This window comes from Chryseobacterium sp. BGA-UO-ETr-SB22, assembly GCF_059567885.1.
In genome coordinates this window covers 16,690-41,792 of sequence record NZ_JCAQOV010000002.1, presented here as the reverse complement: position 1 = coordinate 41,792, position 25,103 = coordinate 16,690, and the positions used below count along the sequence as shown (strand labels likewise).

Sequence of the window (25,103 nt, the reverse complement as noted above, 5' to 3'; positions counted from 1 at the left end):
AAATTAATTATGAAAAATATCGCAAAACAATATATAAAATGGGCTGTTGTTCTTTCAGTCCTTACAGGAATGACTTCATGTCAGAGTGATTATCTGGAGACAGATCCTACTACTGCAGCTTCAGAAGAAGCGGCTTATTCAAGCGCATCCAATCTGATGGCAATCATCAACGGAATGCATCGAGATATGTATTACAGGCAGAATGATAACCAGGGGCAGAATGGTCAGGGAGGAGTTATGATTATGATGGATGCTTTGGCAGATGATCTTGTATTTCCATCTACAGGAAACGGATGGTATGTTTCAACGGTGAGATGGCAGGATCAGGTAAATGATAGTGCATCTAATACTTTTTACCCCTATCAGCTTTACTATGCATTGATCAGAAATGCAAATCTCGTTATAGCGAATGGCCCTTCAGTTCCTGCGCCTACGGCAGCTGATGCTGTTACTATCAAAGCAGCCATTGGCGAAGCTTATGCATTCAGAGCTTTCTGTTATTATATGTTGGTTCAGATTTATGGTAAACGATATGTTCCGGGTGCAAATAATACTCAACTTGGTGTTCCAATCAGGTTGGTGGCAGATGAAATCCCTTTGGCAAGAAATACGGTAGAAGAAGTATATATGCAGATAGGGAAAGATCTTAATGAGGCAGCAACAAGGCTTACGGGAGTTACCAGAGCAACAAAATCGCATTTTAATGACAAAGTGATTTTAGGATTAAAAGCGAGAATTGCATTGACACAAGGGAATTATGCTGTTGCTGTAACTGCTGCTCAGTCTGCCCGCGTAGGATTCGATTTGATGGATAAAACTGCTTATACTGCAGGATTCAACAACCTGGCAGGAAACAGTGAGTGGATGTGGGGTGCTACAATAATAGCAGATCAGGGAGATTCATTCTCAAACTTTGGTGCTTATATGTCAAGAAACTTTAATTCAACCAATATTCGTCAGGCTCCAAAGGCAATCAATAGTAAATTGTATCAACTGTTTCTTAATAAAAAAGATGTGAGAATTGATAATTTTGATCCGGCAGGAGCGCACACGGCTCTTGCTTTGCCTTCAACATATTCTAAATTTCCATATACAAGTCAGAAATTTTTAGCGGCAAGCCAGGCCGACAGTAGAGTGGATGTACCATATATGAGGGCTGCTGAAATGTATCTTATAGAAGCAGAAGCTTTAGCAAAATTAGGTGACGAGACAGGATCAAAAGCAGCGTTGAATACATTGGGTAAGAAAAGATTTACTGACCTTGATGTTAATAATTATGTAGGAACTTCAGCTACAGGAGCTGCATATCTTACAGAAGTACTTAACACCAGAAGGCTTGAGCTATGGGGTGAAGGTTTCAGGTTCTTAGATCTTAAGAGATTAAATCAAGGGCTGGATAGAACGGGTGCGAATCATCAGTCAATAGTTACCAATAACGTAATGACAGTTGCTAACACAGATTTACGTTGGGAATTCCTTATCCCAAGAACTGAGATCAATGCCAACCCATTGATTGTTCAGAATCCGTTATAAAAAAACAAATTTTAATATATCTTTGAGAACCTCGCTTTTAGCGGGGTTTTCTTTTTTCATAAACAGGAAATCATTATCATAGTTCCCTCATAGAAATAACCGATTTGCTGTACTTTAAATACGTGACAACGACTTTGGTTCCGGTTTTATATCGGGAATAATCTTCCTGAGTAACCCGCAGTCTTATCTTTTTATTTTTTGCTGGACCGGCAAATGTCAGGTATTCGCCATACTCTGTTGTATCTGAACCAATCACGATGCTTGATAATTTGTTCTTGCCACTGATTTTATCTTTTTTCCAGTTCCGACGATCATATCCGGTTACTAGAAGATACATTAAATAAGCAAAACCAAGCAGTATCAATCCCGCTCCTGCAAACAGGATATAATCATAATATTTGAATTTGCTGAAATCGTCTTTAATAAAGAAAGCAGACAAAGCCATCACAAAAAGTGTACAACCGCCAAGAATAGCAGGTGCTACCTGCGTGATTTTTCTTTGATCTGTTTCAACTTTTTGTATTTCCTCATCACTTAGCGGAATATTCTCCTCCAATTGTAACTGCGGATAATCTGTTTGAATGTCTGACATATAAAGTCAATTAATTTATATTTTATTAAAGTTAAGAATTGCTGGAATGGAAGATGAAAAAATATTATTAAAATTTAAAATAAATAATTGGCAGATTCAAAATAAATTATAACTTTGTAATTCAAAGTTCTTTTTATGGAGACAAAAAACTATCACGAAGACTTATCCCATATCCGTTCCATGATGGAGCGATCTTCCAGATTCATTTCTTTAAGTGGATTATCCGGTGTTGTTGCCGGGTTAACCGCAATTATTGGGGCTATATATGTGTATTTTGTTTTTCAGAGGGAGGGAATCAGTTATTTTGATGGAGATAGAAATATTCTCGGCCCTGCCTTGGTTAAAGAACTTGTTGTGATTGGAATAGTTATTTTAGTGGTTGCTATTCTTAGTGGTTACATTTTTACCGCTCATAAAAGTAAAAAGAAAGGGTTGAAGATCTGGGATGCCACTACAAAACGGCTTTTGATTACCTTTGCAGTTCCTTTGATAGCAGGGGGAGTTTTTTGCCTGGCACTTCTTTATCATCATCTTTTTGTTTTCATAGCTCCGGCAACATTGATTTTTTATGGGCTCGCACTAGTTTCAGCAGAACGATATACATTAACGGATGTAAAATATCTGGGATATTTTGAGATTGTCTTAGGACTTGTTTCTTTATTCGTTTTAGGTTGGGGATTAGTGTTCTGGGCTATTGGTTTCGGAGTTTTGCATATCGTCTATGGATTGATCATGCATAAAAAATATAAATAATGGGAATTGGCTTTGTCATATTCATACACCTTTTCTTCTTATTTATTTTAAGCTTTATCTGTGCGGTTGTAGTTTGTATAATTACTTATTTTGTCAGTAAAAAAGAAAGAAGGAAAAGGAAAATATTATTGGCATTTATAGCTCCATTTGTTGGATTCTATACTTTTTATATTGCTGGGATTATTGGTTTATCCATTATATCAAATAATAAGAAAGTTGATATCGGTATTGGCGATGCGTGGTATGTTCCTTTGAAAAATGACTATGAGTTACTATTTATCGACTTACCGGAACAAGCGAGCATTAATAAAGAAAATGGACCTACATTGGTCTCAGGAGTGACAAAAGTGGAAGAGTATGGTAATCAGATTTTTGGAAAAACTTTTGATAATGAATATTTTGTAGTGAATACAAAAACAGATGAGGTAAAAACTTTTCATACAGAGAAAGAATTGATAGGTTTATATGCAGGCAGGAAACTCAATCTGGCAGATACAACTGAGTTTTATTCAGAAAAGAAAAATGATATTATGGGCTATTGGCCCCTATTGATAGGATTTATATCTCTCATTATCAGTATTGGGGCAGTATATATTTGGAAAATGATATTAATTTTTTAATAAGAGAAAGTCGCGTCATTCATTATAAATAAAACGTTCCGTGAAAAAAGAATTTTTTTAACCCTTATTTTTGCACCGTTTTTTTAAGCAAAGGAAAATTGAACAACTTTCATTCTGTTTTTGGGTAGAACTAAAGAAAATAATGAGCTGCAACTGTTTCAAAATAATTAAGATAAAATAAAATGATTAAAATAAATCAACTCAATAAAGAATTCGAAAGCCGTGTAAGACTGGGCATCATGTCCGTTCTTATGGTCAACGACTGGGTTGATTTTTCAGAAATGAAAGGCTTGCTTGGAATTACAGATGGAAATCTGGCCAGTCACAGCAATGCGTTGGAGAAAGCAGGATATATTGAAGTGAAAAAAGAATTTGTCGGGAAAAAGCCTAAGACATCTTACCGTGTTACGCAAAATGGACGACAGGCGTTTACAGAACATTTGGATGCTCTTGAAAAATTATTGGGACGATAGTTCTATATTTTTTTGAAAATTAACTTTGAATTACAAAGTACTTTATAATTTAAAATTTAAATAAAATGATAACACAAAAACAAAAAACAGTCACAATTTATGCCCTTCCATTGGCTTTACTGTGTATTCCATTGCTGGGAAATTTAATTTCTAAAGAAGTAAACTGGTCGGCTTCCGATTTTCTGATAGCAGGAGCTTTACTCTTTACAACAGCTTTTTTCATCAATCTGGTCAGAAACAAAATCAAAAAGCAAAGTCAGAAAGTTTTGATCTGCATTTTCATTTTGCTGGCTCTTGCACTGATCTGGATCGAACTGGCGGTAGGGATTTTCGGAAGTCCATTTGCCGGAAGCTAAAATTCGTTTGCTTACTAACTAAATCTAAATAATGATGAAAGATTCAGAAATAATAAATCAAAGAATGGTAAAAGGTCAGGAAATTCTATACTTCGGAAAGTCTCTGTTTGCGGTGTGTTTGGTGTTGGGGAGCATCTGTCTTATCGGGTATTTGACAACAAGGATGGAAGAATTTGCCATAGGAGGATATATGCTGCTGATTTTTGGAGCTTTTTTTAACTTACTGGCGATAATAGGGCTGTTGATCTATGGTTTCGTATACAGATCAAGATTGAATGAATGTCTGAAAGCTATTGGTATCCTTTTGATCAATATACCCATTGCCATTCTCTATACAGCCATAGGACTTAATAATCTACATTAAAATCAATACGATTATGAAAAAAATACGCGTTCAGTTTTTACTTTTTGTGTACGATAAAACTCAAAAATTATACAGGAAATATTTTAAAAAGAAAAAAAGACAATGGCAGTTCAATGAGAAACAGCTGCTGGAATTTCAGGAAGACTCTCTCGGGAGAAAGCTTGGAGAATTCTACAGAAAGCATGGATTTTCAATGATCCCTAAAATGGAAAATCATGATGTACACCATCTGATCACTGGCTGTGGAACCAACTTCGAAGATGAAATTGCCATGCAGTATCTTCTTTTAGGAAACGGTAAGCTCAATGCACATCTTTTGGCGGCAATCGTTTTAGGAACAATTATTCTGCATGAATATGTGAAAATTTATATCAAAGCCTATAAAAAGGGGCAGAATATGCGTGCTTTCCATCATTGGGATTTTGAAGGACTGTTGAGCCAGAAGTATGAACATGTAATTGATTTTATTCAGCAGAAAGAAACCATTGTTCTTCATTAAAATATGGATATGATGGGAAAAATAAAATTCAGTCCGCTTGGGAAAAGGTCCTTCATCCTTTCGTTTCTGTTGGGAACGCTTCTGTTGGTTGCATTTTGGTTGATAAGAGCAGATTTTTTTATTGAGCTTGGCTTTTATTATGTACTTGTAACCGCCGTGATCAATATGTTTATTCTTCTGCATGAGCTTATTATCTATCTTACTGACGTTTCAGACCAGAAGGCATCTGGCAATTCAGTTCTCCTTTTGCTTGTTAATATTCCGATAACCATCTTATACCTCTATATAATGACACAGTTCACCTGGATCGCTGAGGTTCTCAAAATTTAATTCTTTTAATCTTTTAAATATTCAAATCTCATGAAAACACATCACTATATATTTCTTACCACCATCCTGTTTGTCATTGTCTTCTACGATCAGGATATTGGCTTGAACCTTGGAATTCTGGGAATCATTTATGCAGTATTAACCCTGTTTAAAACTCCTGAGAAAAATAAAACCAAAACCCTGTATATTCTTTTTGCAACAAGCATTTTATCCAGTATGGCATTTGCATGGTATGGAGATTTTCCTTCCTTTATTGCGGTGGTAAGCTCACTGCTTTTGTTGGGTTATAAGTCGAAAAACAGGAGATTGAAAATTCTATTTTTGATTCCGGTTTTTATTATAAACTGCTGCACTTCATTCTGTCGTTTTTTCAGTTTTGATGAATGGCTGCCTAAAAAGAATGTTCCCGGATTATGGCAAAAGACATTAGCTTTCATTTTGATTCCGCTGGTATTGGTTTCCGTTTTCTTTGGGATTTATTCAGCTGGAAGTGACCATTTTGCCGCTCTTTTCACAGATTATGAATTGGATATTAATCTGTGGCAGGTATTCTGTCTCTTTGCATTAGGTTTTTTTATTGCTTTTAATTACTGGAATTACGCTGTGGAAAAACTCATCTACAAAAATAACCATGTGTTGGATAATGAGTTTCAAAAAGATTCCCGGATACCAAAGGCTACCTATTCTTTTCTTGATCTCAGTGCCGAAAGAATGAGCGGGGTCATCTCTTTTGTTTTGCTGAATATCTTGCTGATCTTCTTTATTATTACTTACAATTATGAACAGTTTTATGAAGCAGTAAAAACACCCATTCAGCTTTCAGAAGAAACCCATGAAAGAGTAAATGCTGTCATCATGTCTATCATAATGGCTATTCTGGTCATCATGTTTTACTTTAAATCAGGATTTAATTTTGATCCGAAAGCTGGATTACTGAAAATCTTAGCTAAAATCTGGATTTTTCTCAATGTTATCCTTGTTGTGTCGGCTGCTGTTAAAAATTATGAGTATATCGTGAATTATGCATTCACTTATAAAAGATTAGGGGTTTTTGCTTTCCTCATCTTATCAATAGTGGGTCTTGCTTTGACCTTTATTAAAATTCAAAAGAAGAAAAGAAATATATTTCTTGTCAATACAATGGTTTGGTATTTTTATGGAACCGTTTTAGTATGCAGCTACTTCAATTGGGGAGGCTTTATTACTTCCCAGAACATGAAACGAAAAGATTTTGCGGTCAACTATCATTTAACTTCTATCAACTTCAGCGAAAAAGCACTGTTGAAATATGCGGACGAAAAAAATGACCAAAAGCTTAAAAAAACAGTGCAGGCAAAAGTAAAAAAAGAAACCTCCAAAGCATTCCTTTCAAAAATTATCTACTATCAAACCATTCAATAATAGATCATGAAAAAGCTCGTTGCATCTTCAAGGTTTAAAATCAATATGCTGCTGATATTGATGACTGTATTCTGTTTCAGCCTCTCTGCCTTCAGATATTATATCAGTGATACAAAAGTGTTTTTGTTTCTCAATTGGAACCTGTTTCTGGCCTGGATTCCTTTATTACTAAGTTCCTTTATTCTTACCTTTAATATCAAAAGTAAAATCTCACTGATCTTTATTATTGTCGTCTGGATTTTGTTCTTTCCCAATTCACCTTATATTCTCACGGACCTTTTTCATCTGAGAGCGAGGAATTCAGTACCGATATGGTATGACTTGATTGTTATTCTTTCCTATGCCTGGACAGGACTTATCTGTGGTTTTATCAGTCTTAATGATATTGAAAAAAGTCTTTCCGAATATGGTAAGAGAAACAGTATCAACGCAATAATTGTATTCTTTCTTTTCATGAGCAGTTTTGGAGTGTACCTGGGAAGGTTTTTAAGATGGAACAGCTGGGATGTGCTCAATAATCCTTTTGGTCTTTTCTCTGATATTGTAGTACGGTTTATCTATCCGCTGGAATATACCAAGACGTGGGGTGTCACTGTTTTGATGGGAATTATGCTCAATTTTATGTATTTTACATTTAAATGGGTTGAAACAAATAATGATAGAGAATTGAAGATGGAAAAATAAATCATTATATTAGGATTGGAACAGTTTTAGCATTTAATAGAGCTCACCAGAATGATATTGGTACATTCTTAAACTTAATTATTATGAAAAAAAGCTTATTGTTGATTCCATTGATTATTATTTCATGTAAGAAAGATCCTGCTGTAACTAGCGTTCAGGATAAGGATTCTACCGTTGTTACAGAAATGCCGGATTCCGTTGTAAAAGCAGATTCTGCTGCATTGAGAAAAAGAGATTCAATCATTAACAATGCTCCGGCTACCAAAGAAGTTTTGCGTAAAGGCGTAATGAGAACTGAAAAAGAAGGACAGATTATAAGAACAGCCGATGCTACCCAGCTTCCTTTTACTTTGGGAGAAGAATTTAAAAAAGAGGATCAGGAGTTGGTTTTAAAATTAACGCATTACGACCGCCCGAATATCAAAGCAAAAATTTCAACCAAGGAGAAAGATTTCAATATCCGTTTCAATCAGATCAAACTTCCCAATGGAGACTATGACGGACCTTTCGGAAGAGAAATTACTTATGATACTCCCGGGAAAGGTGAAGTATGGCTGATTATTGGTAAAAGCAATATGGCTTCAGGAAATACCAAAGGAAGTTTTACCATAACGGTAGAATAAGTCCAAATCAATTTGGTACAATTTCTGCAAACTAAACTCTAAGTTTAAAATTTAAAATTTAAAATTATGAAAAATATAGTTCTAACAGCAATGGCCGCTTCAGCTGTACTCGTAAGTTGCGGAACCGTACAGTCGCTGGTTCAGAATACATTTCCCTATACCACGAATGTTTTAGTGTCTACAGGTGTTCCTGCAGATAAAGAAGTTTCTTCCACTGCAACAGCTACCAATGTGCAGACATGGTTCGGAGGAAATAACAATGCAAAGATTAAAGACGTAAGAATTTCAGATGCTAAAATTTCTGTTGCATCCCCTTCAGGAGGAAATCTGAGTGCATTCAAAACCGTTAAAATATACGTTTCATCCAACGGAACAGGAGAAAGGCTGATCGCATCACGCTCCAATATATCTACCAACTCTTCCAGTTTAAATCTGGACCTGAACGATACAGGATTTCTTGATGAAATTGTAAAAAGTTCAGGATTAACCGTAAGAACAGTCTATGAACTGAAGAATCAAACCTCTTCAGACATGAACATTAAAGTAGCCCTGAATTTCAGCAGCGTTCCTGCGAAATAACCGGATAAAAATTAATAATAAAAACCCTCTTCCAGTATTCTGAAAGAGGGTTTGATGTGAAGTAAAATGTATAAAAATCTTATTAAAGTTTTGTGAATTTTTCAACAACTCTTCTTTGGCCTTCATTGATGTTGATGATATATTGACCCGTTGGCAGTTGTGAAATGTCAATTTTTTCGTCAGACAAAACAGAACTTTTAATCACAGTACGTCCCTGTAGGTTGATGATTTCAAAATCCAGTTTTTTATTTTCATTGCTTTGAATGGCAATAGTACTGCTGGATGGATTAGGGTAGATTTTTACCTCCAGTGCAGATAATGTTTTTACAGGGGTTGCAAATTTACTTTCCAATTGTACAATTGCATTTTTTACATTAGGAAGCGGGCCAATCTTCTGACCGGTTACCGTGCCTCCCTGAGGAATTCCCGTAGAAATTAAAAGGTTTTTCATAGCCGTTGGTGTTAAATACTGGCCTGTAGTCTGTCGATAGAAAGACTGAATCAATATTGCTGCTGAAGATACTACAGGTGTTGCAGAACTTGTACCACTGAAATAATTATACGTTCTGTTGTTATCATTATCATATTTAGCATACGATCCGTAACCTGCTGCCATAACACTGCTTCCCCAGCCCTGAACATCCACTCTGTTTCCATAAGTACTGAAACTCAATTTTGAATGCGTAGTATTGGGAGATCCTGCTCCTACAATAATGGCACCGCTATTTCCTCTGGCAAGATAAGTGGCATAAAACGGATCATCAAGATTCTGATTTCCGTTACCTGCCGCTGCAATGATTATAATTCCTGAATCAGTAGCTGCTTTCGTAAGATCCCAGATGACTTTATCATACTCCGCAGGACAATACTGGCCGTCTTTTCCGCCAGTCTGCATTTCATACAGAATAATGTCACCTGCCTGCGAAGCATTGATAGATCTGCTCACAGCAGAAGCTCTGTTGTATCCCACAGTGGTCCATTCCATATATCCTTTTATTTCAGAAGTACTATACGCGGCTCCTGTAAGACCGATATTATCTTTTATTGAACCTAAAATACTCACCACAGCAGTTCCGTGGTCACGGTAGTTATTATTGGCTAACCCTGCATTCGGAGAATATCCCGGTTCAAGCTGTATAGAGTTTTGGTTGGTAAGCATCTCATGAGTTTTGTAAAAACCATATTCAACATCCCTTACACGAATATTCTGCCCGGTGATTCCTCTTGACCATGCATATTTTGCATTGATTCCCGGATTGTCATTCAGATAAGTCTGCAGACTTTCCAAATCAGGAGTTGCTACAAAAGCATTTACCAACGGAGGTTCAATAGGAGCAGCACTCATTACAGATACATATTCTATTTCAGGAAATCTTTCAAGACTGTGAATGATTTTCTGAGTGTATTCTTCGTTTTGAAGAGGCAGATCAGCCTTATAAATTCTTTTCAGTTTTTCTACAGATTCTGAGGAGTTTCCGATTGCTTTACTGCTTCTGGCCATTTCATCAAGTTTACCGTCTGTAAAATCCAGATCGTACTTGAATGAAATGTTGTTTTCTCTTGAAAATCTCTCCAGATCAGTATTTCTGCTGAATGCCATTTTTTCAGAATTAATGCCTTTTGAAAAGCATACATAGATGATGGAATTTTGATCCTGATTCAGTTTGGGCTGGCTGTCCTGACCAAAAGACAGGGAAGAGCAAAACGCAAACAATGCGAAAAGGTTGATTTTTGTTTTCATACGATTTTGTTAAATGGTTGTAAATCAAAACTGATTTACACCAAAAATAATAATAAAATAAAAACAAATCACATTTTTGTGAATTTATTTTTTTGTTTTTTTATTCCTTCCTTATGTATAAAGACTTTCATCAATTTTTACAATAAACCTTACAGGTTTCAAAAGACTGTGAGGTTTTGAAAATATACTTTGTATGATTACAACAAAACCATCCAGGATCACTGAATGGTTTTGTTGAGGTATATAGGTTTTAATTTTTAAAAATCATCATACCAGTTTAATTTGTTCTTGTGGTAGATTACTTTCTGCTTATTCATGATCCGATATTCAATACCAATGCTGTCCTGATTGACATTAATAAGTTTTGCTTCCTGGATTGGCCGTGTTTTGTCATATAAAGTTTCAAAAGAAGGTTCTATTACCTTATCAGTAATGTCTGAATAGGGAATTCTTGAGATTTGTTTTTCAAAAATACCTTCCTTTTTATAAATGGTAATGAGGGGATTAGAAAATACAACCGGTCGCCCTCTCTCCATTCTATAAATATCATCCAATTGAATTCGCTGGTTGTTGCCCAAAGTAGAAAAATAAAGGAGAATATTATAAAATGGTATCATCAAGGGTAAAATACTAAGAATGATTCCTGATATCAAAAGACCAAAGTATATTTTAATCACTTTTTTCTTCCAAAACCGGATAATGATAAAAATGGTCATCAACAGCCAGAGCCAGTTAATTATCTATCAAGATAATATCCGGCAAAACTATAGTTGTTCAGGCTTAGTACTATTCCAAAAAGGAAAATTAAAGTCACTGCCAGATAGGCAATGGCTATATTTTTGCTATTCATCTTCTGTAATTTAGCCCTTAGTAACCGAGTCCATTACAATAGTGACAGGCCCGTCATTGATAAGAGACACTTTCATATCTGCTCCGAAGATTCCGCTTTCTGTCTTTAACCCGGATTTAGCTATTTCTTCTTTAAAATAATCGAAAAGAGGGATTGCTTTATCAGGTTTTGCTGCTTTTATGAAAGACGGTCTGTTGCCTTTTTTGTAATCAGCAATCAATGTAAATTGGCTGATGCAAAGGATTTCTCCTGAAATATCCTTTACAGAAAGATTAAGCTTACCTTCTTCATCTCCAAAGATTCTTAGGTTTAAAATCTTCTGTACAAGCCAGTCTGCATCTGCTTTTTCATCATTTTCATCCACACCTGCCAGCAGCATTAATCCCTTTCCGATTTCACCAACAATTTTTCCGTCTACTTTCACACTGGCTTCAGAGACTCTTTGTATAACGATTTTCATTTTTATATTCTAATAGTAAATATTTAAAGTTTTGCTTGGCGCATCATAATTGTAAGGATAAGTTTTAGGCGGCAGAGAAGTTTTAGCTCCAGACTCTGGCTGTCCCGTACTTAAGATCCATCTTGTGTTGTCCTGCGGGCAAATAATAGCAATATTATCCTTTACCTCCAGGGTTGTATTATTATCAGGGCATATATGAGGAGCATTTCTGTCATATACCTTGAATCCGCTTGCCGTTCGGACGATGATCAGTCCTCTTGTTCCGGACTGCTGCTCATTCACATAAATCCAGCCGTTAATATTGTTCAAAGCATAGTAGGCAGGCAGGTTTAGATTAAGAGATACATTAATAGGGTTATTGGGGAAACAGCTCACGGTATCTTCTCTGCTTCCACAAGAGTTTATAGTTAAGTTACTGAAAATCAATAAACTGAAAATGGATATGATTGAAAAAGTTTTTTTCATTTCAATTTAAATTTTTATATATTTGTAAAAATTAAACGATTACAACACGAAAACATTGTCCGGCAAATGTCGGATTATTTTTTTATACTAAAACTAAATTTCGAAAATTATGGCAAGCTATGTAACTAAAGAGGGCCTAGAGAAAATGAAAGCTGAGCTGGAGCAGTTGGAAACTGTGGAGAGACCAAAAATTACTCAGCAGATCGCAGAAGCAAGAGACAAAGGAGATTTGTCAGAAAATGCAGAATACGATGCGGCTAAAGAGGCTCAGGGAATGCTTGAAATGAGAATTTCAAAGCTGAAAGATGTTGTCTCTACTTCTAAAATTATAGACGAAAGCCAATTAGATACTTCAAAAGTTTCCATCTTGACAACAGTGAAACTTAAAAATAATGCTACCAAGCAAGAGCAGGTATTTACATTGGTACCGGATAACGAAAGCGACTTGAAGACGGGGAAGATCTCTGTGAACACTCCTATAGCAAAAGGTTTGTTAGGAAAAGTTATTGGCGAAACTGCCGAAATTACTTTACCGAACGGAAACAAACTGTCTTTTGAAGTATTAGACATTTCTTTATAGTCTGATACAGTTTCTATTTCTAAACTTCTAATATCTAACCCCAACTTCTGATAAAATGAGCACTATATTCACAAAGATCATCAATGGTGAGATTCCCTCTTATAAGATTGCAGAAAATGAAGACTTTATTGCTTTCTTAGACGCAATGCCTTTGGTGAAAGGACATACTTTAGTAGTTCCGAAAAAAGAAGTGGATTTGATTTTTGATCTTGAAAGTGAAGAATACAAAAACCTTTGGGGATTCACCCAAGAGGTAGCCAAGAAGATCAAAACTGCAATTCCATGTGTAAGAGTAGGAGTAGCGGTGGTAGGACTTGAAGTTCCTCATGCACACATCCATCTGATTCCTTTAAACAAGGTGGAAGACATGAACTTCAGAAATGAAAGATTAAAATTAACAAACGAAGAATATACAGAGATTCAAAACTCAATTATTAATTCTTAAAAAACAGAAAATCGTAAAAAAGTAATTTTTTACGATTTTCTTTAACATATACATATATATTATATCATATGAACTCAAACCAATGTTCTTTCTGTGGCAGAAAAAGAAATGAAGTGCAGATGCTGATTTCTGGCCAGAATGGTTTTATTTGTGAAAATTGTATAGAGCAGGCGCATGCTATTGTAAAAGATGGTGCACCCCAAACAGGATATTCACCTGCCGACAGTATGGCCGAACTTAAAAAGCCAAAAGAGATCAAAGAATTTCTTGATCAGTATGTGATTGGTCAGGATCAGGCAAAAAAACAGCTTTCTGTTGCTGTATATAATCATTACAAGAGATTACTCCACGCTAAAGACGAAAACAGAGAAGTGGAACTTGAAAAATCGAATATCATTATGATAGGAGAGACAGGAACAGGTAAAACTCTTTTGGCAAAAACGATTGCTAGAGAACTGAACGTTCCTTTCTGTATCGTAGATGCTACTATTTTAACAGAAGCAGGATATGTAGGAGAAGATGTAGAAAGCATTCTGTCTAGACTTCTGATGGTTGCAGATTATGATGTGGAAAAAGCTGAGAAAGGAATTGTTTTTATTGATGAGATTGATAAGATTGCAAGAAAATCAGACAATCCAAGTATTACAAGAGACGTTTCCGGAGAAGGAGTACAACAGGGATTACTGAAACTGCTGGAAGGAAGTATCGTGAATGTTCCGCCGCAGGGAGGTAGAAAACATCCGGATCAGAAATATATCCAGGTCAATACTCAGAACATCTTGTTTATTGCCGGTGGTGCTTTTGACGGAATCAAAGAGATTATCGAAAGAAGAATGAACAAGCAGGCGATAGGTTTTAGTTCTGAGAAAATCAATAAAACAGGCGAAGACGAATATATATTAACAAATATTAATGCAATTGATCTTCGTACTTTCGGATTAATTCCTGAACTTTTAGGAAGATTTCCAATCATCACTTACCTCGATAAACTCACGAAAGAGACCCTGGTAAGAATTATGAAAGAACCAAAAAATTCAATTGTGAATCAATTTGTGGAACTTTTCAAAATGGATGGTACAAATTTGGTAATAACAGATGGTGCAATTGAAAGAATCGTAGAGGAAACTATTGAAAAAGGATTAGGTGCAAGAGGGTTGAGAGGTACTACCGAAAAAGTTCTAGAAGACTATATGTTTTCAATAGGAGAGGACAAAGAGATCATCTTGACGGAGGATAATGTTTTGATTAATAGATAAAATATTTTTTTTTTAAGAAAAATAATAATACCTTTGCGGGTGAAGATTGTATTAACACACAAATAATTTATACAATGAGAAAAAGTTTATTTGCTATAGGTCTTTTAGCAATTAGTTACTCTGTTCAGGCGCAGATACTATGTCATGTTGACACTAATGCTAATATGTATGTGAGCGAAGGCACCCTAGTTTATAGTGGTGGCGGTGTACAGACAAAAGGTAATGGTCTTTTGGACGTACATGGAAATATTATGGTTGTAGGATCTGCTACAGATAGTTTTAAGACAATTGATGCTGGCGGTGCTGATAAAACTGACGGTGGAAATATCATCTTAAGACTTAATACTCCTGGTTCTTTTGCTACTTCCACGTATGGTCAGCTGTACATTGATGGATTATCCCAATCCAACATTTCTGGTATTGTAACTAAAGAATACAGAGTTACAAACCAAGGTACTGGTAATTATTTCCAACAAGTTGCTTTGCCTTTCTCTGGTAAAGCTTATAATTCATTATCTACTGAAGTTGGTAAAACTTTCAATACCGGAAGGTATGATAACCCAATTCTAAAGTGGGATAATGCTAATGCTGTTTCTATTACCACATTGAATCTAGCTCCTACCTCGACTACTTGGGATGCTTCAGGTTATTATATGCTAAAAGTTAAAAATAACGACTGGAATCCAAGTGCTCCTGCATCAGGTAACGTATTCAATATTAACGGGAAACCCTATGCTCCATATGCGGGTGCTGTATCATTACAGAACGCAGGGAAATCTAATGTGGGTGCCTCTAATGTTGTATTCGGAACGAATGGTAATGCTCTGAACCAATACAACGAGAAGTACAATACTTATCTTGATGATAGTTTTGAGTTTACGACAAACCCATGGTCTGGTTCATTCGGTCAAAATTTCTACCAATTCGGAAACCCTTTCCTTACCAATTTAGATTTAGCTAACATTGGATATACTGAAAGTGTTACAGGATCTGACGGAAATGCAGTGAAAAATATCTGGGGAATTGAATATGATCCAGGTACCATTGTTACTCTTCCAAGTGGTTCTACTTATGCTACAGCTGCTAAGGTAGTTACTTTCTTACCAACTGGTGACGGAGTAGCTCCAGCTATTGGTGACGTAGACTTACTTGTAATCAAACCTATGCAGTCATTTAAAATAAAGTTAAGAGACAATACAGCTCAGACTTTAAATTTTAATACACTGAGAAGATTTAAATCAACTGCAAGAACAGCAGGTATCAACTATGATGTAACAGCAGCTAAAATGTCTACTGGTAAGACAACCAATACTGTAAAACAGCTTGGTGTAATCGGTCTGGATGCTAATGGAAAAGAACTTTCCAGAACATACTACGTTGTTTCTCCAGGATTAACAACAGGACACCAGATTTCTGCAGCAACTTCAGTTCAGTCTTCAGCTGGTAAAAATATCATCGGTACTTTTGAAGAATCATTGAATGGTGGGTATGACAATAATAATACTAACTATTGGTTATATATTAACGAAGCTAATGAGAATAACTTCCAAGGTAAAAATGTTAAGTTAGTTAACTATTACCTTGATCAGGTGAAATCTTATAAATTCGAGATCAGAGAAAATGCAGCACTAATCCCGGCTGGTGCACACCAGTTATCTTCAGGAATTGGGTTCTATTATAAAGCCGAAAACGGAAATGTAATAGAAGCTAAACAAGGAGATGTTGTTGCGGTAACAAATGAGGAAGCTAATTTGTATTATGGAGAACCAAGTAATATTACTTTAGCAGTAGAAAATAAACCTACTGCATCAAGAACACTTGTAGTGTATGATCCATCTATTACAAATTACATTGTAAGATTTGATCCAAAATGGAAAAAAGCAGATATTCAAGTTTATGATATGAGTGGTAAACTAGTAATCTCTAAAAAAGCGGTTGATGCATCCAGAGATTTTGTAATCGAGCTTGATAGCTCAGTTAAAAATTCATACGTTGTAAAAATCGTTTCTGACAAGGGAGAAACTGTTAACACTAAAATCTTAAAATAAACCACATGAAAACTATTAATAAACTAGTATTAGCTCTTTTTCTTTTTGCTATAACTTTAGCAAATGCAGCCCCACCACAACCAGCTCCAACAGGAAGCGGAAATGGAGGGAATGGTACCGGAGCACCTGCACCCATTGATATGTATGTATATGTACTTGGTATTGTAGCAATTGGATTTATTGTTTACTTTACAAAAAAGTATAAGAGCGTAAAAGCATAAAATTTTATTAAAATAATATTAAACTCTCTGATTAGTCAGAGAGTTTTTTTATTTTTACCTTATGAAAAAGATTTATACGCTATCTGCGGTTTTAGCCGCATTTGCTCTGCAGGCTCAGTTTACAGTTACTATTCAGACTCCGGCAGATTTTAAAGATCAGGACGCTATTCTATATACACTTAACGGTTCGAAAGATATTATTGTTACTAAAGAACAAAGTAAGAATAGTACATGGACTTTTAAATACCCGAGCAACTATATGGGAATGATGAAAGTCTATTTCCCGGGTTCTAATAATACCGTAAGCTTTATTTCTGAAAATAAAAACGTCAACTTTAAACTGGATATCCAAAATAATAAAGTTAAAGATGTTATCTATCTGGATGAAGCGAACAATCTGATGAGTAAGCAGCAGGAAGGTTCTCAAAAGAAAGAACTTATTTTGCCAGCTTTGGCACAGATCAAAGAATATTATAAAGACAACACAGACTTTGGAAAAGCTCTGAAAACAGAGATTGACAGACTTTCCGGTACTTCCAGTTCTATAGATGCGGCTCAACACCCTTTTATTACCTATTATAACACTAATTATAGTAAGTTTATTTCAACTTCACAAGATTCATCCAAAAAAGTAGATCAGGAGGAAATAATCAACTTTCTGGACAAATCAAGTGATATGCTTGAAAGCTCGTCATTATTAAGACCTGTATTAGTATCTTATCTGAACTCTGGAGGAAATACTAATGTCACTGCTTCTGTTGATAAACTGTTAGACCGATTAAAAGTGGAAACTCCAAGAGGACAGACTGTCTTATCAGAATTGATTGATATTTTTGATGTATATGAGATGAGTGAGTACAAGAGCAAATATTTGTCGCTTGCCAAAAATCTTAAGTGTACCATCAATGACAGACTTGCTTCTACACTGAAATCGAACGCGAATATTGAAATGGGAGCTGCTTTCCCTAATTATAAGTTTCAGTCACCTGTAAATACTACTGCCAAGTCATTATACGATATAAAGGCTGATAAGAAAGTTATTGTGTTCTGGTCATCCACATGTTCTCACTGTGAAAGTGAACTTCCGAAACTTTTGGAAAAATATAATGATCTGAAATCAAAAAATATTCAGGTTGTAGGATTCTCTTTAGATGTGGATAAAAATTCTTATACTAAAAAGATAGCTGCATTTCCTTGGGTGAATGACTCAGAATTGAGAGGGTGGAACAGCAGTTATACGGATATGTACAATATTCATGCAACACCAACGTATTTTATTTTAGATGCTAACAATAAGATTATCAACAAACCAGATCATGTTGGAGATGTTTTAGAATATTTTAAGCTAAAATAATTTTGGAGGTAAAGAAATATTTTCTATATTTGCACCACCAAAAAGGCGAGGTAGCTCAGTTGGTTAGAGCGCAGGATTCATAACCCTGAGGTCACGGGTTCAATTCCCGTCTTCGCTACAAAAAACCGCAATCATTGATTTAATGATTGCGGTTTTTAATTTTATAATAACCGTGAATTTATCTTTTCATTTCTTCTCAATCTTTTCTTTTTTAGAAATTATCACCTTTCAGTAGAAAATTAGGGGAAGTACCCCGATTTCGATCTTATTATATTCTCTTATCAAAATGATTAGGATAGATGTACATTACTTCCCTTGAATTCGCTTTCTTATGGCCTTTTTTTGACCGATCTGTTTATTTATGATCAAGAACCTTTCTTCACAGAATAAAGCCTTTAATAAAGGAATAACACTAATCAGTTTTCAGGTAAAATGAATTATGAGGCGCCAATCTAAAATACCATTATAAAAAAAGCCGTTTTACAATATGCAAAACGGCTTTTATTTTTTGTAAGGGTTCTTTATCAGACCTGATATCCAAGAAGCTTTCTGATTTGATAGAAGAATCTTTCAATCAATCGAAGATCTTGTGTTACAATCTCTGCGCTGCCCCTAAGTTCTTTATCGAATGTAAGTGTTTTATTATAGCTTGTTTTTAATCCTTTCGGCAAAACAACATCTACATAATAATTTCCTTTATCATCAGGAATAAGAGAGATATTCTGTACTTTTCCTTCAATGATACCATATTCCTGGAATCTGTAGTTGTCAAGTTTAATCAGTACTTTTTCACCCGGAATTATTTTTCCTGAATTTATTGTAGGAACAGACATTCTGCCTACCAGCTGCTCTTTATTTTTAGGAAGAATAGAAAGGATGGGTTCACCAACCTTTACAAACTGATTTTCACCAAAAAACTGCTGGAAGCTGGCGAGACCATCTGTAGATGATATAACAAGATAATTCAGTTCCCACTGTTTTAAAGATTTTCTCAGTTGCTCAAGAAGCTGTAAAGTTTGTGAAGAGTAGGTAATTCTGTCTTTTTCTGTGTTAATGGCAGTTCCGCTTTTCGTTTTATTAAGATTGGAAATACCTTCATCCATTTGTGAGATAGAGATTTTAAGATTTTCAAGATTTTGCTGGGCCTGAAGATATTTGATCTTTTCATTTTCAAGTTCCATAGCCGAAATAACTCCCTGATTGAAAAGTTCCTGAGATCTGTTGAAGTTTTTCTTGGTCAGATCATATTTTATTGATTCCAGGCTCTTCTGTTGTTTTAAGGTAGCTATTCTTACGCGGTATTCAGAAATACTCTGATTGGCTGCCAGGTTTTCCGGCGCATAAGGCTGCAATCTTGTGAAAAGGGCTTCATCCTGAAATGCCTTTGCAAAACTATTATATTCACCCTGTAATTCGCCCAATTTAAATCTTGAAGCCTGGGCAAGAGGGAAGGAATACAGCTTATCAGGAGTAATAGAATCTATCAGTTTTTTAAGCTCTAAAATATCTTTATAGTTAGCTGCTGACTGCATTACCATCAGAACATCATTCTTTTTAACTTCCTGATGATCTTTTATAAATATTTTTTCAATTTTGGAACTTGTCCTTGCTTCAATCTTCTCCGGAGGATTCTGAGAAGTCACAATAATAGGAGCCGGTACAAATTCCGGATATTTTATAATGTAACTCATCAAGAGAATCAGGAGGAGAATAATAAATATAACGGTATTTCCCCAGCGGATCATCCAATGAGGCGGCTGGGTAAGAATATCCTGTACGCTTTCTGAGCGGAGTTCAATATTGTCTAAAACGTCTTCTTTCATTTTTCTAAGATAAAATTTCCCCCAATGTTTCAGGGGGAATATAATTTAACCAAATGGGCAATTCCCGTCATACCACGATGGTGGTGAAGTATCTGCATCCGGCGGACATGCAATATGGTGGAGACGGCATGGCATCCAGCTGCCAAGACACCAAGAACCACAACAGTTGTTGTCCGGAATAACTACACCTCCGCTGACAAATGTCAGATCTTTTCTCGATAGTTTTTTGAGATTTTTCATGATTAATTATAGTTTTTATTTTTCCTACTCTATAAGCTTTTCGGTTCCGCTATAGGTTTGCTAGCTTCCTAATTCAAGTTGATTTCTTACAAGTCTGTAATATTCTCCTCTTAAATCTACAAGGTCAGCATGACTGCCTTCTTCTACTACTTTCCCCTGATCCAGTACGATGATTTTATCCGCATGTCTTACCGTGGAAAGCCTGTGGGCAATAACCACAGCTGTTTTTCCTTTGAAGAACTGCTCCAGGTTTTCCATGATCACTTTCTCATTATTGGCATCCAATGCTGATGTAGCTTCATCAAACAAAATATATTCAGGAGATTTGTAAACAGCTCTTGCTATGAAGAGTCTCTGTTTCTGACCGCCGCTGACACCCACACCTTCATTTCCGATTTTCGTATTATAACTTAACGGAAGACTTTCAATAAATTCTTTGATATTGGCTATTTCTACAGCACGTCTCAGCTTTTGTTTGTCAATATGATCTTCACCTACAGCAATGTTATTGGCAATAGTATCGTTGAATACATAGCCTTCCTGCATTACCACTCCACAATGATCTCTCCAGTATCTTGGAGAAATATTTTTCATATTGGTACTCCCGATTCTGATTTCACCCTGATCAGGGTCATAAAACTTCATCAACAGTTTCAACAGGGTCGTTTTTCCACTTCCGCTGGCTCCTACAATAGCCGTAGTCTGCTGATAAGGGATTGTAAGGCTTAAGTTTTCAAAAACCGGAACATCAGAACCGATATAACGGAATGACATATCTTTGATCTCGATGTCTTTCTTTGGAACATCTGTGGCATACTGCTCATTTTTATCTTCCTCATCATCTTTATCATGAATTTCCCCTAATCTTTCAAGGGAAATCTTAGCATCCTGAGTCTGCTTGATGAAATCGATAAGCTGAAGAAGAGGACTGTTTAGCTGTCCAATGATATACTGTACAGAAAGCATCATTCCTAAAGTAAGGTTTCCACTTAACACCAGCTTTGCAGAAAGGAAACTTACCAGAATATCTTTCATCTGGTTGATAAAGTTACCTCCAACGGACTGCCATTGTTCTAATGAAAGCGATTTTATTCTGATTTTAAACAGTTTTACCTGAAGAAATTCCCAATCCCATCGTTTCTGTTTTTCAGCGTTATGCATTTTAATTTCCTGCATACCGTTGATAAGCTCAATTACTTTACTCTGTTCCTGAGATACCTGAGAGAACCTTTTGTAGTCAAGCTCTTTTCTTTTTTTCAGGAAAAAACTGATCCAGCCAATATACAATACCGCTCCAACAAGATAAACAATGAATAATCTGTAATCATAAAACAGCAAAACAATACTGAATATGATAAGATTCACCAGTGAGAACAGCGTATTTAATGATGAACTTGTAAGAAGCTGCTCTATTCTGTGGTGGTCATTTATTCTTTGCATGATATCTCCGGTCATTCTCGTATCAAAGAAACTTATCGGAAGCCTCATGAGCTTGATAAAGAAATCTGAGATGATGGAAATATTAATTCTTGCAGAAAGGTGAAGAAGAATCCAGCTTCGTATGGTTTCAATTCCCATTCTTCCAAGGAATAGCATGATCTGTGCAAGCAAAACCACATAGATAAAATTAATATCCTGATTCTGGATGCCGACGTCTACAATACTCTGGGTAAGAAACGGGAATATAAGGGATAGTAAACTTCCTCCCAGAAGTCCTATGGCCAGTTGGATAACAAGTGTTTTATACTTAAGGAGATATTTGGAAAGAAAAGAAAAACTGGCTTTACTTTCTTCAGAATCAAATTCGGTCTGGAAAAATGCCGGTGTTGTTTCAAGAATAAGAATAATGCCTTCTTCTGTATTTTCGTTGGCATTTTCTCCGATCCAGGATTTGATGAATTCCTCGCGGGTATAGGTAATCAGTCCATAACTTGGATCTGAAATATATACTTTGTTGTTTTTGTCAATTTTATAAACAACAACAAAATGGTTTTTATTCCAGTGTGCAATACACGGGAAAGAAACTTCTTCTGTGAGGGTATTGAAATCGATTTGGACTCCCATTGACCGGAATCCCAGGTTCTCTGAAGCATCACTCAGCCCAAGAAGGCTGCTTCCTTCACGTGTTGTTTCGGAAAGGTTACGAATTTGCTGCAGAGATATGCTTTTACCGTAGTACTTACTTACGATCCTAAGACATGTAGGGCCGCAGTCTTTAGTGTCTGGTTGCTTATAAAAGGGGAATTTTTTTTTCAAAACTACTACTCATTATAAAATGCCGTCAGCGGATGACGACATTTTTACTTTAATTCAATTATAATTCAATGAAATGGTAAACCGGAAATAGTTCCATTGGTCACTGTTTTTCTGCTCTTTCACACCTTTTCAGGTGTTGTTTTTGTTTTTCCTAAGATAGTGAAATTTTCAAATGAATGATATTTATTTACTAAATCTCATCATCTTCTATTAATTCATCAATAAAGAATAAAATGTCTTCACGATCGTATTTATCAGGGAACTGATATCCGTTGATGATAAAGATTGGAGTGAAGTTTAATCCTGCGTTACTGTTTTCATTAGACATTTCTACCAGTGGGTTCAGGTTTTCCGATGTAGCATTTCCTCCGGAAAGGATATTGATTTTGCTTTCGTCCTTAGTTTCAAACCATTCTTCTACAGCGTGTAAAAATTCTTTTTCAGGTTTGTTGTGGTAAATATGAGTCAGATCTGAAATAAGCTGTGTGTATTTTTCAGGAGCTCTTTCAGGACTGTAATTGAATCTCATCTGTAAAGAGATATTATCAGGGTATTTTTCCAAAAGACCTTCTGCCAGCTTATGAGCATCTTTACAGAATCCACAATATGGATTGGAAACGATAGAAATACGAAGTTTAGCATCTCTTTTCCCAACAGCAAAAGTTTCTGTATCCTGAAATTCGATTTTTTGATTCTGTTCCATCTGGTTTTTGAAAAGCTCATAATTTCTTTTGAATCTAAGGTTTTTTGCATTCGACTTTTGAAGAGATTCTTTTTGCTCAAGAAGAGTATTGAAATAAATAACAGCGGAAAATACCAGTGCCCATAGAATAACCGTTAATAAAAGTGTTCCCACACTGAAAGACAGATTCTCAAAAAATAAACTGCTTACTACTATTTGTCCTACAAGAATAGAAATAATCAAAAGGCATACTCTACAAAATGTCTTTTCTACAAAAGCTTGAATGTATAGAGAATATCCTATTGCCAATACAGAAACGAAGGTAAATCCTTTTACAATATAAGCTGTAGCGGGTAAAAATAATCCCAGCACTGCAAGTCCTGCAAAATAGATTAGAGAAAAGTCTGCAAACTTTAAACCTAAGATACTGGTTTTATCCTGTTTTATAATTTTATCACATGAGTTAGTTGTCTGGTTGGCAGCAGCACCTCCGCCGCCACATATACTTCCGATTACGGTAGATGTATTCCCGAATTTCTGATTGAAGATTTCCAGTGAAATGTATACTCCAGCCAAAGAAAGAAGATTGAATATAGCTTCATAAATGGTCTGGCTTATCAATGAATAGGCAAGAACAGCTGCGAAAATTAAATAAAGAACCGGCTTGAAATTGAATGCCAGTTTATTTTCTGCATTTTCAGTCTTTTCAAACAACAATACAAAATCAGTTGATTTGGTATAAAGCTCTTCTTTGCCGAGAGTTTTTGCTTTTTCTGAATATACTGAATAGTTGCTTCCTGACTTCTTTACGAGAGAAAATGAATTTTCAACAATGGCAATAAATTCTTCCGGAAGTTCGTCCCAATATTCTTTGTCAAGTTCATAAGCATCATTTTTTACCCCCATAAAATTAAGTGTGTCACTGAAAGCCAGTGCAGATGGGTAATTGGGATGTGAGTTGAACTGGAAAATGAATTCCTGTTTATCGAGTTTTAGGTGGTTAATTAGTTTGTCAAAAATCATATTAATATTTTTATCTAAAATACACAGATGTTTTAAATATACAAAAGTTTTTTTCTTTTATTAGTGAGATATAAACGGCTATTAGTAGATTAGATTTGACTTTCAATATTTTATTTTACAAAATTGAAGCTCCGAAGTAAATCCTAGAATATGATATTCTATTAAAAATTGTTGGTTTTATCGTCCTTTTAATGAAGAATTTGTTCTTTTTATTATTCAATAAAACAAGAGCTTTGGCTGAGAATGCCGAATTTTTAAAAGAATGGTTTTAAGAGAGTAGATTAAATAACCTGGAAGGTTCTATATTTTGAAAAGAAAGAAGATTTTTAGGTAAAAGAAGAATAAAACAAGGAGCGTAGATCACTTGAGAAATGATATAATGACAATTGTATAGAAATTCCTGTTAAAAAAACGAACAAAATAGAATAATAAAGTCTAATATTTTTGATCAGAATATCTTGAAATTTTTATAGAGCAAATGTTAGAAATATACCATAAAATAGGGCGGATAACTCCAATTTTTAAAACAATGAAAAAAGGGTAAAAATGGAATGTTTTTTATTTAAACAATGGTTTGATTCTATGGTAATTTAATAGGCTATACGGGGTTAAATGGTGTTTTTCATATTAAATACAAGTGTTGGTTGCGATTTGAAAGAAAGTGGTTTGAACTCAAAAAAACTTAAAAAATCATAAAGTTTTCATAAAGTTTTAAAAAAGGATGTAAATGTTTTTGTATTTATAAAATATGTCGTACTTTTACATCGCCTTGAATGAGGGAACAAGTCAAGGTAATAAATTTTTTTTCATCATTTGTGTTTTTAGAATCGTATCGCCTGATACGATTCTTTT

At 35.3% G+C, this 25,103-nt stretch carries 27 protein-coding genes and 1 tRNA gene; 19 read left to right on the top strand and 9 right to left on the bottom strand.

The window, feature by feature from the left end; genetic code table 11:
* Window positions 1-9 precede the first annotated feature (9 nt).
* Window positions 10-1,533 carry a RagB/SusD family nutrient uptake outer membrane protein gene (locus AC57AW_RS01400; protein WP_496350562.1) on the top strand — a complete coding sequence of 508 codons (1,524 nt, stop codon included), beginning with the start codon at window positions 10-12 and terminating at the stop codon, window positions 1,531-1,533.
* 76 nt (window positions 1,534-1,609) lie between these two features.
* Here the strand turns inward: AC57AW_RS01400 and AC57AW_RS01395 are convergent, their stop codons facing one another.
* On the bottom strand, window positions 1,610-2,125 hold the full coding sequence (locus AC57AW_RS01395; protein WP_496350561.1) for a hypothetical protein: 516 nt from the start codon (window positions 2,123-2,125) through the stop codon (window positions 1,610-1,612).
* A gap of 135 nt (window positions 2,126-2,260) precedes the next feature.
* On the opposite strand from AC57AW_RS01395, the gene AC57AW_RS01390 reads away from it, so the two are divergent.
* From AC57AW_RS01390 to AC57AW_RS01340, 11 genes are all read left to right on the top strand, one after another.
* A complete protein-coding gene (locus tag AC57AW_RS01390; protein WP_496350560.1) occupies window positions 2,261-2,878 on the top strand; it encodes a hypothetical protein in 618 nt (205 codons plus the stop codon).
* Window positions 2,878-3,498, top strand: a complete 621-nt coding sequence (locus AC57AW_RS01385) for a hypothetical protein (protein WP_496350559.1) — start codon at window positions 2,878-2,880, stop codon at window positions 3,496-3,498. Before AC57AW_RS01390 ends, AC57AW_RS01385 begins: the two co-directional genes overlap by 1 nt.
* A 182-nt stretch (window positions 3,499-3,680) precedes the next feature.
* Complete coding sequence (locus AC57AW_RS01380) at window positions 3,681-3,971, top strand: winged helix-turn-helix domain-containing protein (protein WP_047420173.1); 291 nt, start codon at window positions 3,681-3,683, stop codon at window positions 3,969-3,971.
* Window positions 3,972-4,036: 65 nt separating this feature from the next.
* Complete coding sequence (locus AC57AW_RS01375) at window positions 4,037-4,327, top strand: hypothetical protein (RefSeq protein WP_496350558.1); 291 nt, start codon at window positions 4,037-4,039, stop codon at window positions 4,325-4,327.
* 31 nt (window positions 4,328-4,358) lie between these two features.
* Complete coding sequence (locus AC57AW_RS01370; RefSeq protein WP_496350557.1) at window positions 4,359-4,691, top strand: hypothetical protein; 333 nt, start codon at window positions 4,359-4,361, stop codon at window positions 4,689-4,691.
* A gap of 13 nt (window positions 4,692-4,704) precedes the next feature.
* Window positions 4,705-5,190 carry a Coq4 family protein gene (locus tag AC57AW_RS01365; protein WP_496350556.1) on the top strand — a complete coding sequence of 162 codons (486 nt, stop codon included), beginning with the start codon at window positions 4,705-4,707 and terminating at the stop codon, window positions 5,188-5,190.
* Window positions 5,191-5,199: 9 nt separating this feature from the next.
* Complete coding sequence (locus AC57AW_RS01360; protein WP_496350555.1) at window positions 5,200-5,520, top strand: hypothetical protein; 321 nt, start codon at window positions 5,200-5,202, stop codon at window positions 5,518-5,520.
* Window positions 5,521-5,550: 30 nt separating this feature from the next.
* A complete protein-coding gene (locus tag AC57AW_RS01355; protein WP_496350554.1) occupies window positions 5,551-6,921 on the top strand; it encodes a DUF4153 domain-containing protein in 1,371 nt (456 codons plus the stop codon).
* Window positions 6,922-6,927: 6 nt separating this feature from the next.
* Window positions 6,928-7,605, top strand: coding sequence for a DUF1361 domain-containing protein (locus AC57AW_RS01350; protein WP_496350553.1), 678 nt, complete (start codon window positions 6,928-6,930; stop codon window positions 7,603-7,605).
* 83 nt (window positions 7,606-7,688) lie between these two features.
* Window positions 7,689-8,228, top strand: coding sequence for a hypothetical protein (locus tag AC57AW_RS01345; protein ID WP_496350552.1), 540 nt, complete (start codon window positions 7,689-7,691; stop codon window positions 8,226-8,228).
* Window positions 8,229-8,294: 66 nt separating this feature from the next.
* Entirely contained in the window at window positions 8,295-8,807 is a 513-nt protein-coding gene (locus AC57AW_RS01340) for a hypothetical protein (protein WP_047383035.1), read from the top strand.
* 82 nt (window positions 8,808-8,889) lie between these two features.
* On the opposite strand, the gene AC57AW_RS01335 is transcribed toward AC57AW_RS01340, so the two are convergent.
* From AC57AW_RS01335 to AC57AW_RS01320, 4 genes are all read right to left on the bottom strand, one after another.
* Complete coding sequence (locus tag AC57AW_RS01335; RefSeq protein WP_496350551.1) at window positions 8,890-10,548, bottom strand: S8/S53 family peptidase; 1,659 nt, start codon at window positions 10,546-10,548, stop codon at window positions 8,890-8,892.
* 257 nt (window positions 10,549-10,805) lie between these two features.
* A complete protein-coding gene (locus AC57AW_RS01330) occupies window positions 10,806-11,225 on the bottom strand; it encodes a hypothetical protein (RefSeq protein WP_496350550.1) in 420 nt (139 codons plus the stop codon).
* Window positions 11,226-11,408: 183 nt separating this feature from the next.
* Complete coding sequence (gene dtd, locus AC57AW_RS01325; RefSeq protein ID WP_496350549.1) at window positions 11,409-11,858, bottom strand: D-aminoacyl-tRNA deacylase; 450 nt, start codon at window positions 11,856-11,858, stop codon at window positions 11,409-11,411.
* Between the two features lie 9 nt (window positions 11,859-11,867).
* Complete coding sequence (locus tag AC57AW_RS01320) at window positions 11,868-12,323, bottom strand: hypothetical protein (protein WP_496350548.1); 456 nt, start codon at window positions 12,321-12,323, stop codon at window positions 11,868-11,870.
* A 109-nt stretch (window positions 12,324-12,432) separates the two neighbouring features.
* Here AC57AW_RS01320 and greA point away from each other — a divergent pair, with 109 nt between their 5' ends.
* The 7 genes from greA to AC57AW_RS01285 all read left to right on the top strand — a co-directional run bounded on the left by greA (window position 12,433) and on the right by AC57AW_RS01285 (window position 18,345).
* The gene (gene greA / locus AC57AW_RS01315) at window positions 12,433-12,903 is read left to right on the top strand and encodes a transcription elongation factor GreA (protein WP_318849195.1); all 471 of its coding nucleotides are present in this window, start codon (window positions 12,433-12,435) and stop codon (window positions 12,901-12,903) included.
* A 55-nt stretch (window positions 12,904-12,958) separates the two neighbouring features.
* A complete protein-coding gene (locus tag AC57AW_RS01310; protein ID WP_318849194.1) occupies window positions 12,959-13,348 on the top strand; it encodes an HIT family protein in 390 nt (129 codons plus the stop codon).
* A gap of 68 nt (window positions 13,349-13,416) precedes the next feature.
* Window positions 13,417-14,604, top strand: a complete 1,188-nt coding sequence (gene clpX / locus AC57AW_RS01305) for an ATP-dependent Clp protease ATP-binding subunit ClpX (RefSeq protein ID WP_496350547.1) — start codon at window positions 13,417-13,419, stop codon at window positions 14,602-14,604.
* Window positions 14,605-14,678: 74 nt separating this feature from the next.
* On the top strand, window positions 14,679-16,652 hold the full coding sequence (locus AC57AW_RS01300; RefSeq protein ID WP_496350546.1) for a T9SS type A sorting domain-containing protein: 1,974 nt from the start codon (window positions 14,679-14,681) through the stop codon (window positions 16,650-16,652).
* 5 nt (window positions 16,653-16,657) lie between these two features.
* Window positions 16,658-16,873: a signal peptidase gene (locus tag AC57AW_RS01295; RefSeq protein WP_318849191.1), complete on the top strand. Its 216-nt coding sequence runs from the start codon at window positions 16,658-16,660 to the stop codon at window positions 16,871-16,873.
* Between the two features lie 61 nt (window positions 16,874-16,934).
* Entirely contained in the window at window positions 16,935-18,227 is a 1,293-nt protein-coding gene (locus AC57AW_RS01290; protein ID WP_496350545.1) for a TlpA family protein disulfide reductase, read from the top strand.
* A gap of 44 nt (window positions 18,228-18,271) precedes the next feature.
* Window positions 18,272-18,345: transfer RNA gene (locus AC57AW_RS01285), tRNA-Met, on the top strand.
* Between the two features lie 406 nt (window positions 18,346-18,751).
* Here the strand turns inward: AC57AW_RS01285 and AC57AW_RS01280 are convergent.
* The 4 genes from AC57AW_RS01280 to AC57AW_RS01265 all read right to left on the bottom strand — a co-directional run bounded on the left by AC57AW_RS01280 (window position 18,752) and on the right by AC57AW_RS01265 (window position 24,251).
* Window positions 18,752-20,050: an HlyD family secretion protein gene (locus AC57AW_RS01280; protein WP_496350544.1), complete on the bottom strand. Its 1,299-nt coding sequence runs from the start codon at window positions 20,048-20,050 to the stop codon at window positions 18,752-18,754.
* A 45-nt stretch (window positions 20,051-20,095) separates the two neighbouring features.
* On the bottom strand, window positions 20,096-20,290 hold the full coding sequence (locus tag AC57AW_RS01275) for a hypothetical protein (RefSeq protein ID WP_496350543.1): 195 nt from the start codon (window positions 20,288-20,290) through the stop codon (window positions 20,096-20,098).
* Window positions 20,291-20,350: 60 nt separating this feature from the next.
* Complete coding sequence (locus tag AC57AW_RS01270) at window positions 20,351-22,546, bottom strand: peptidase domain-containing ABC transporter (RefSeq protein ID WP_496350542.1); 2,196 nt, start codon at window positions 22,544-22,546, stop codon at window positions 20,351-20,353.
* A 190-nt stretch (window positions 22,547-22,736) separates the two neighbouring features.
* Window positions 22,737-24,251, bottom strand: a complete 1,515-nt coding sequence (locus AC57AW_RS01265) for a thioredoxin domain-containing protein (protein WP_496350541.1) — start codon at window positions 24,249-24,251, stop codon at window positions 22,737-22,739.
* Between the last annotated feature and the right edge of the window lie 852 nt (window positions 24,252-25,103).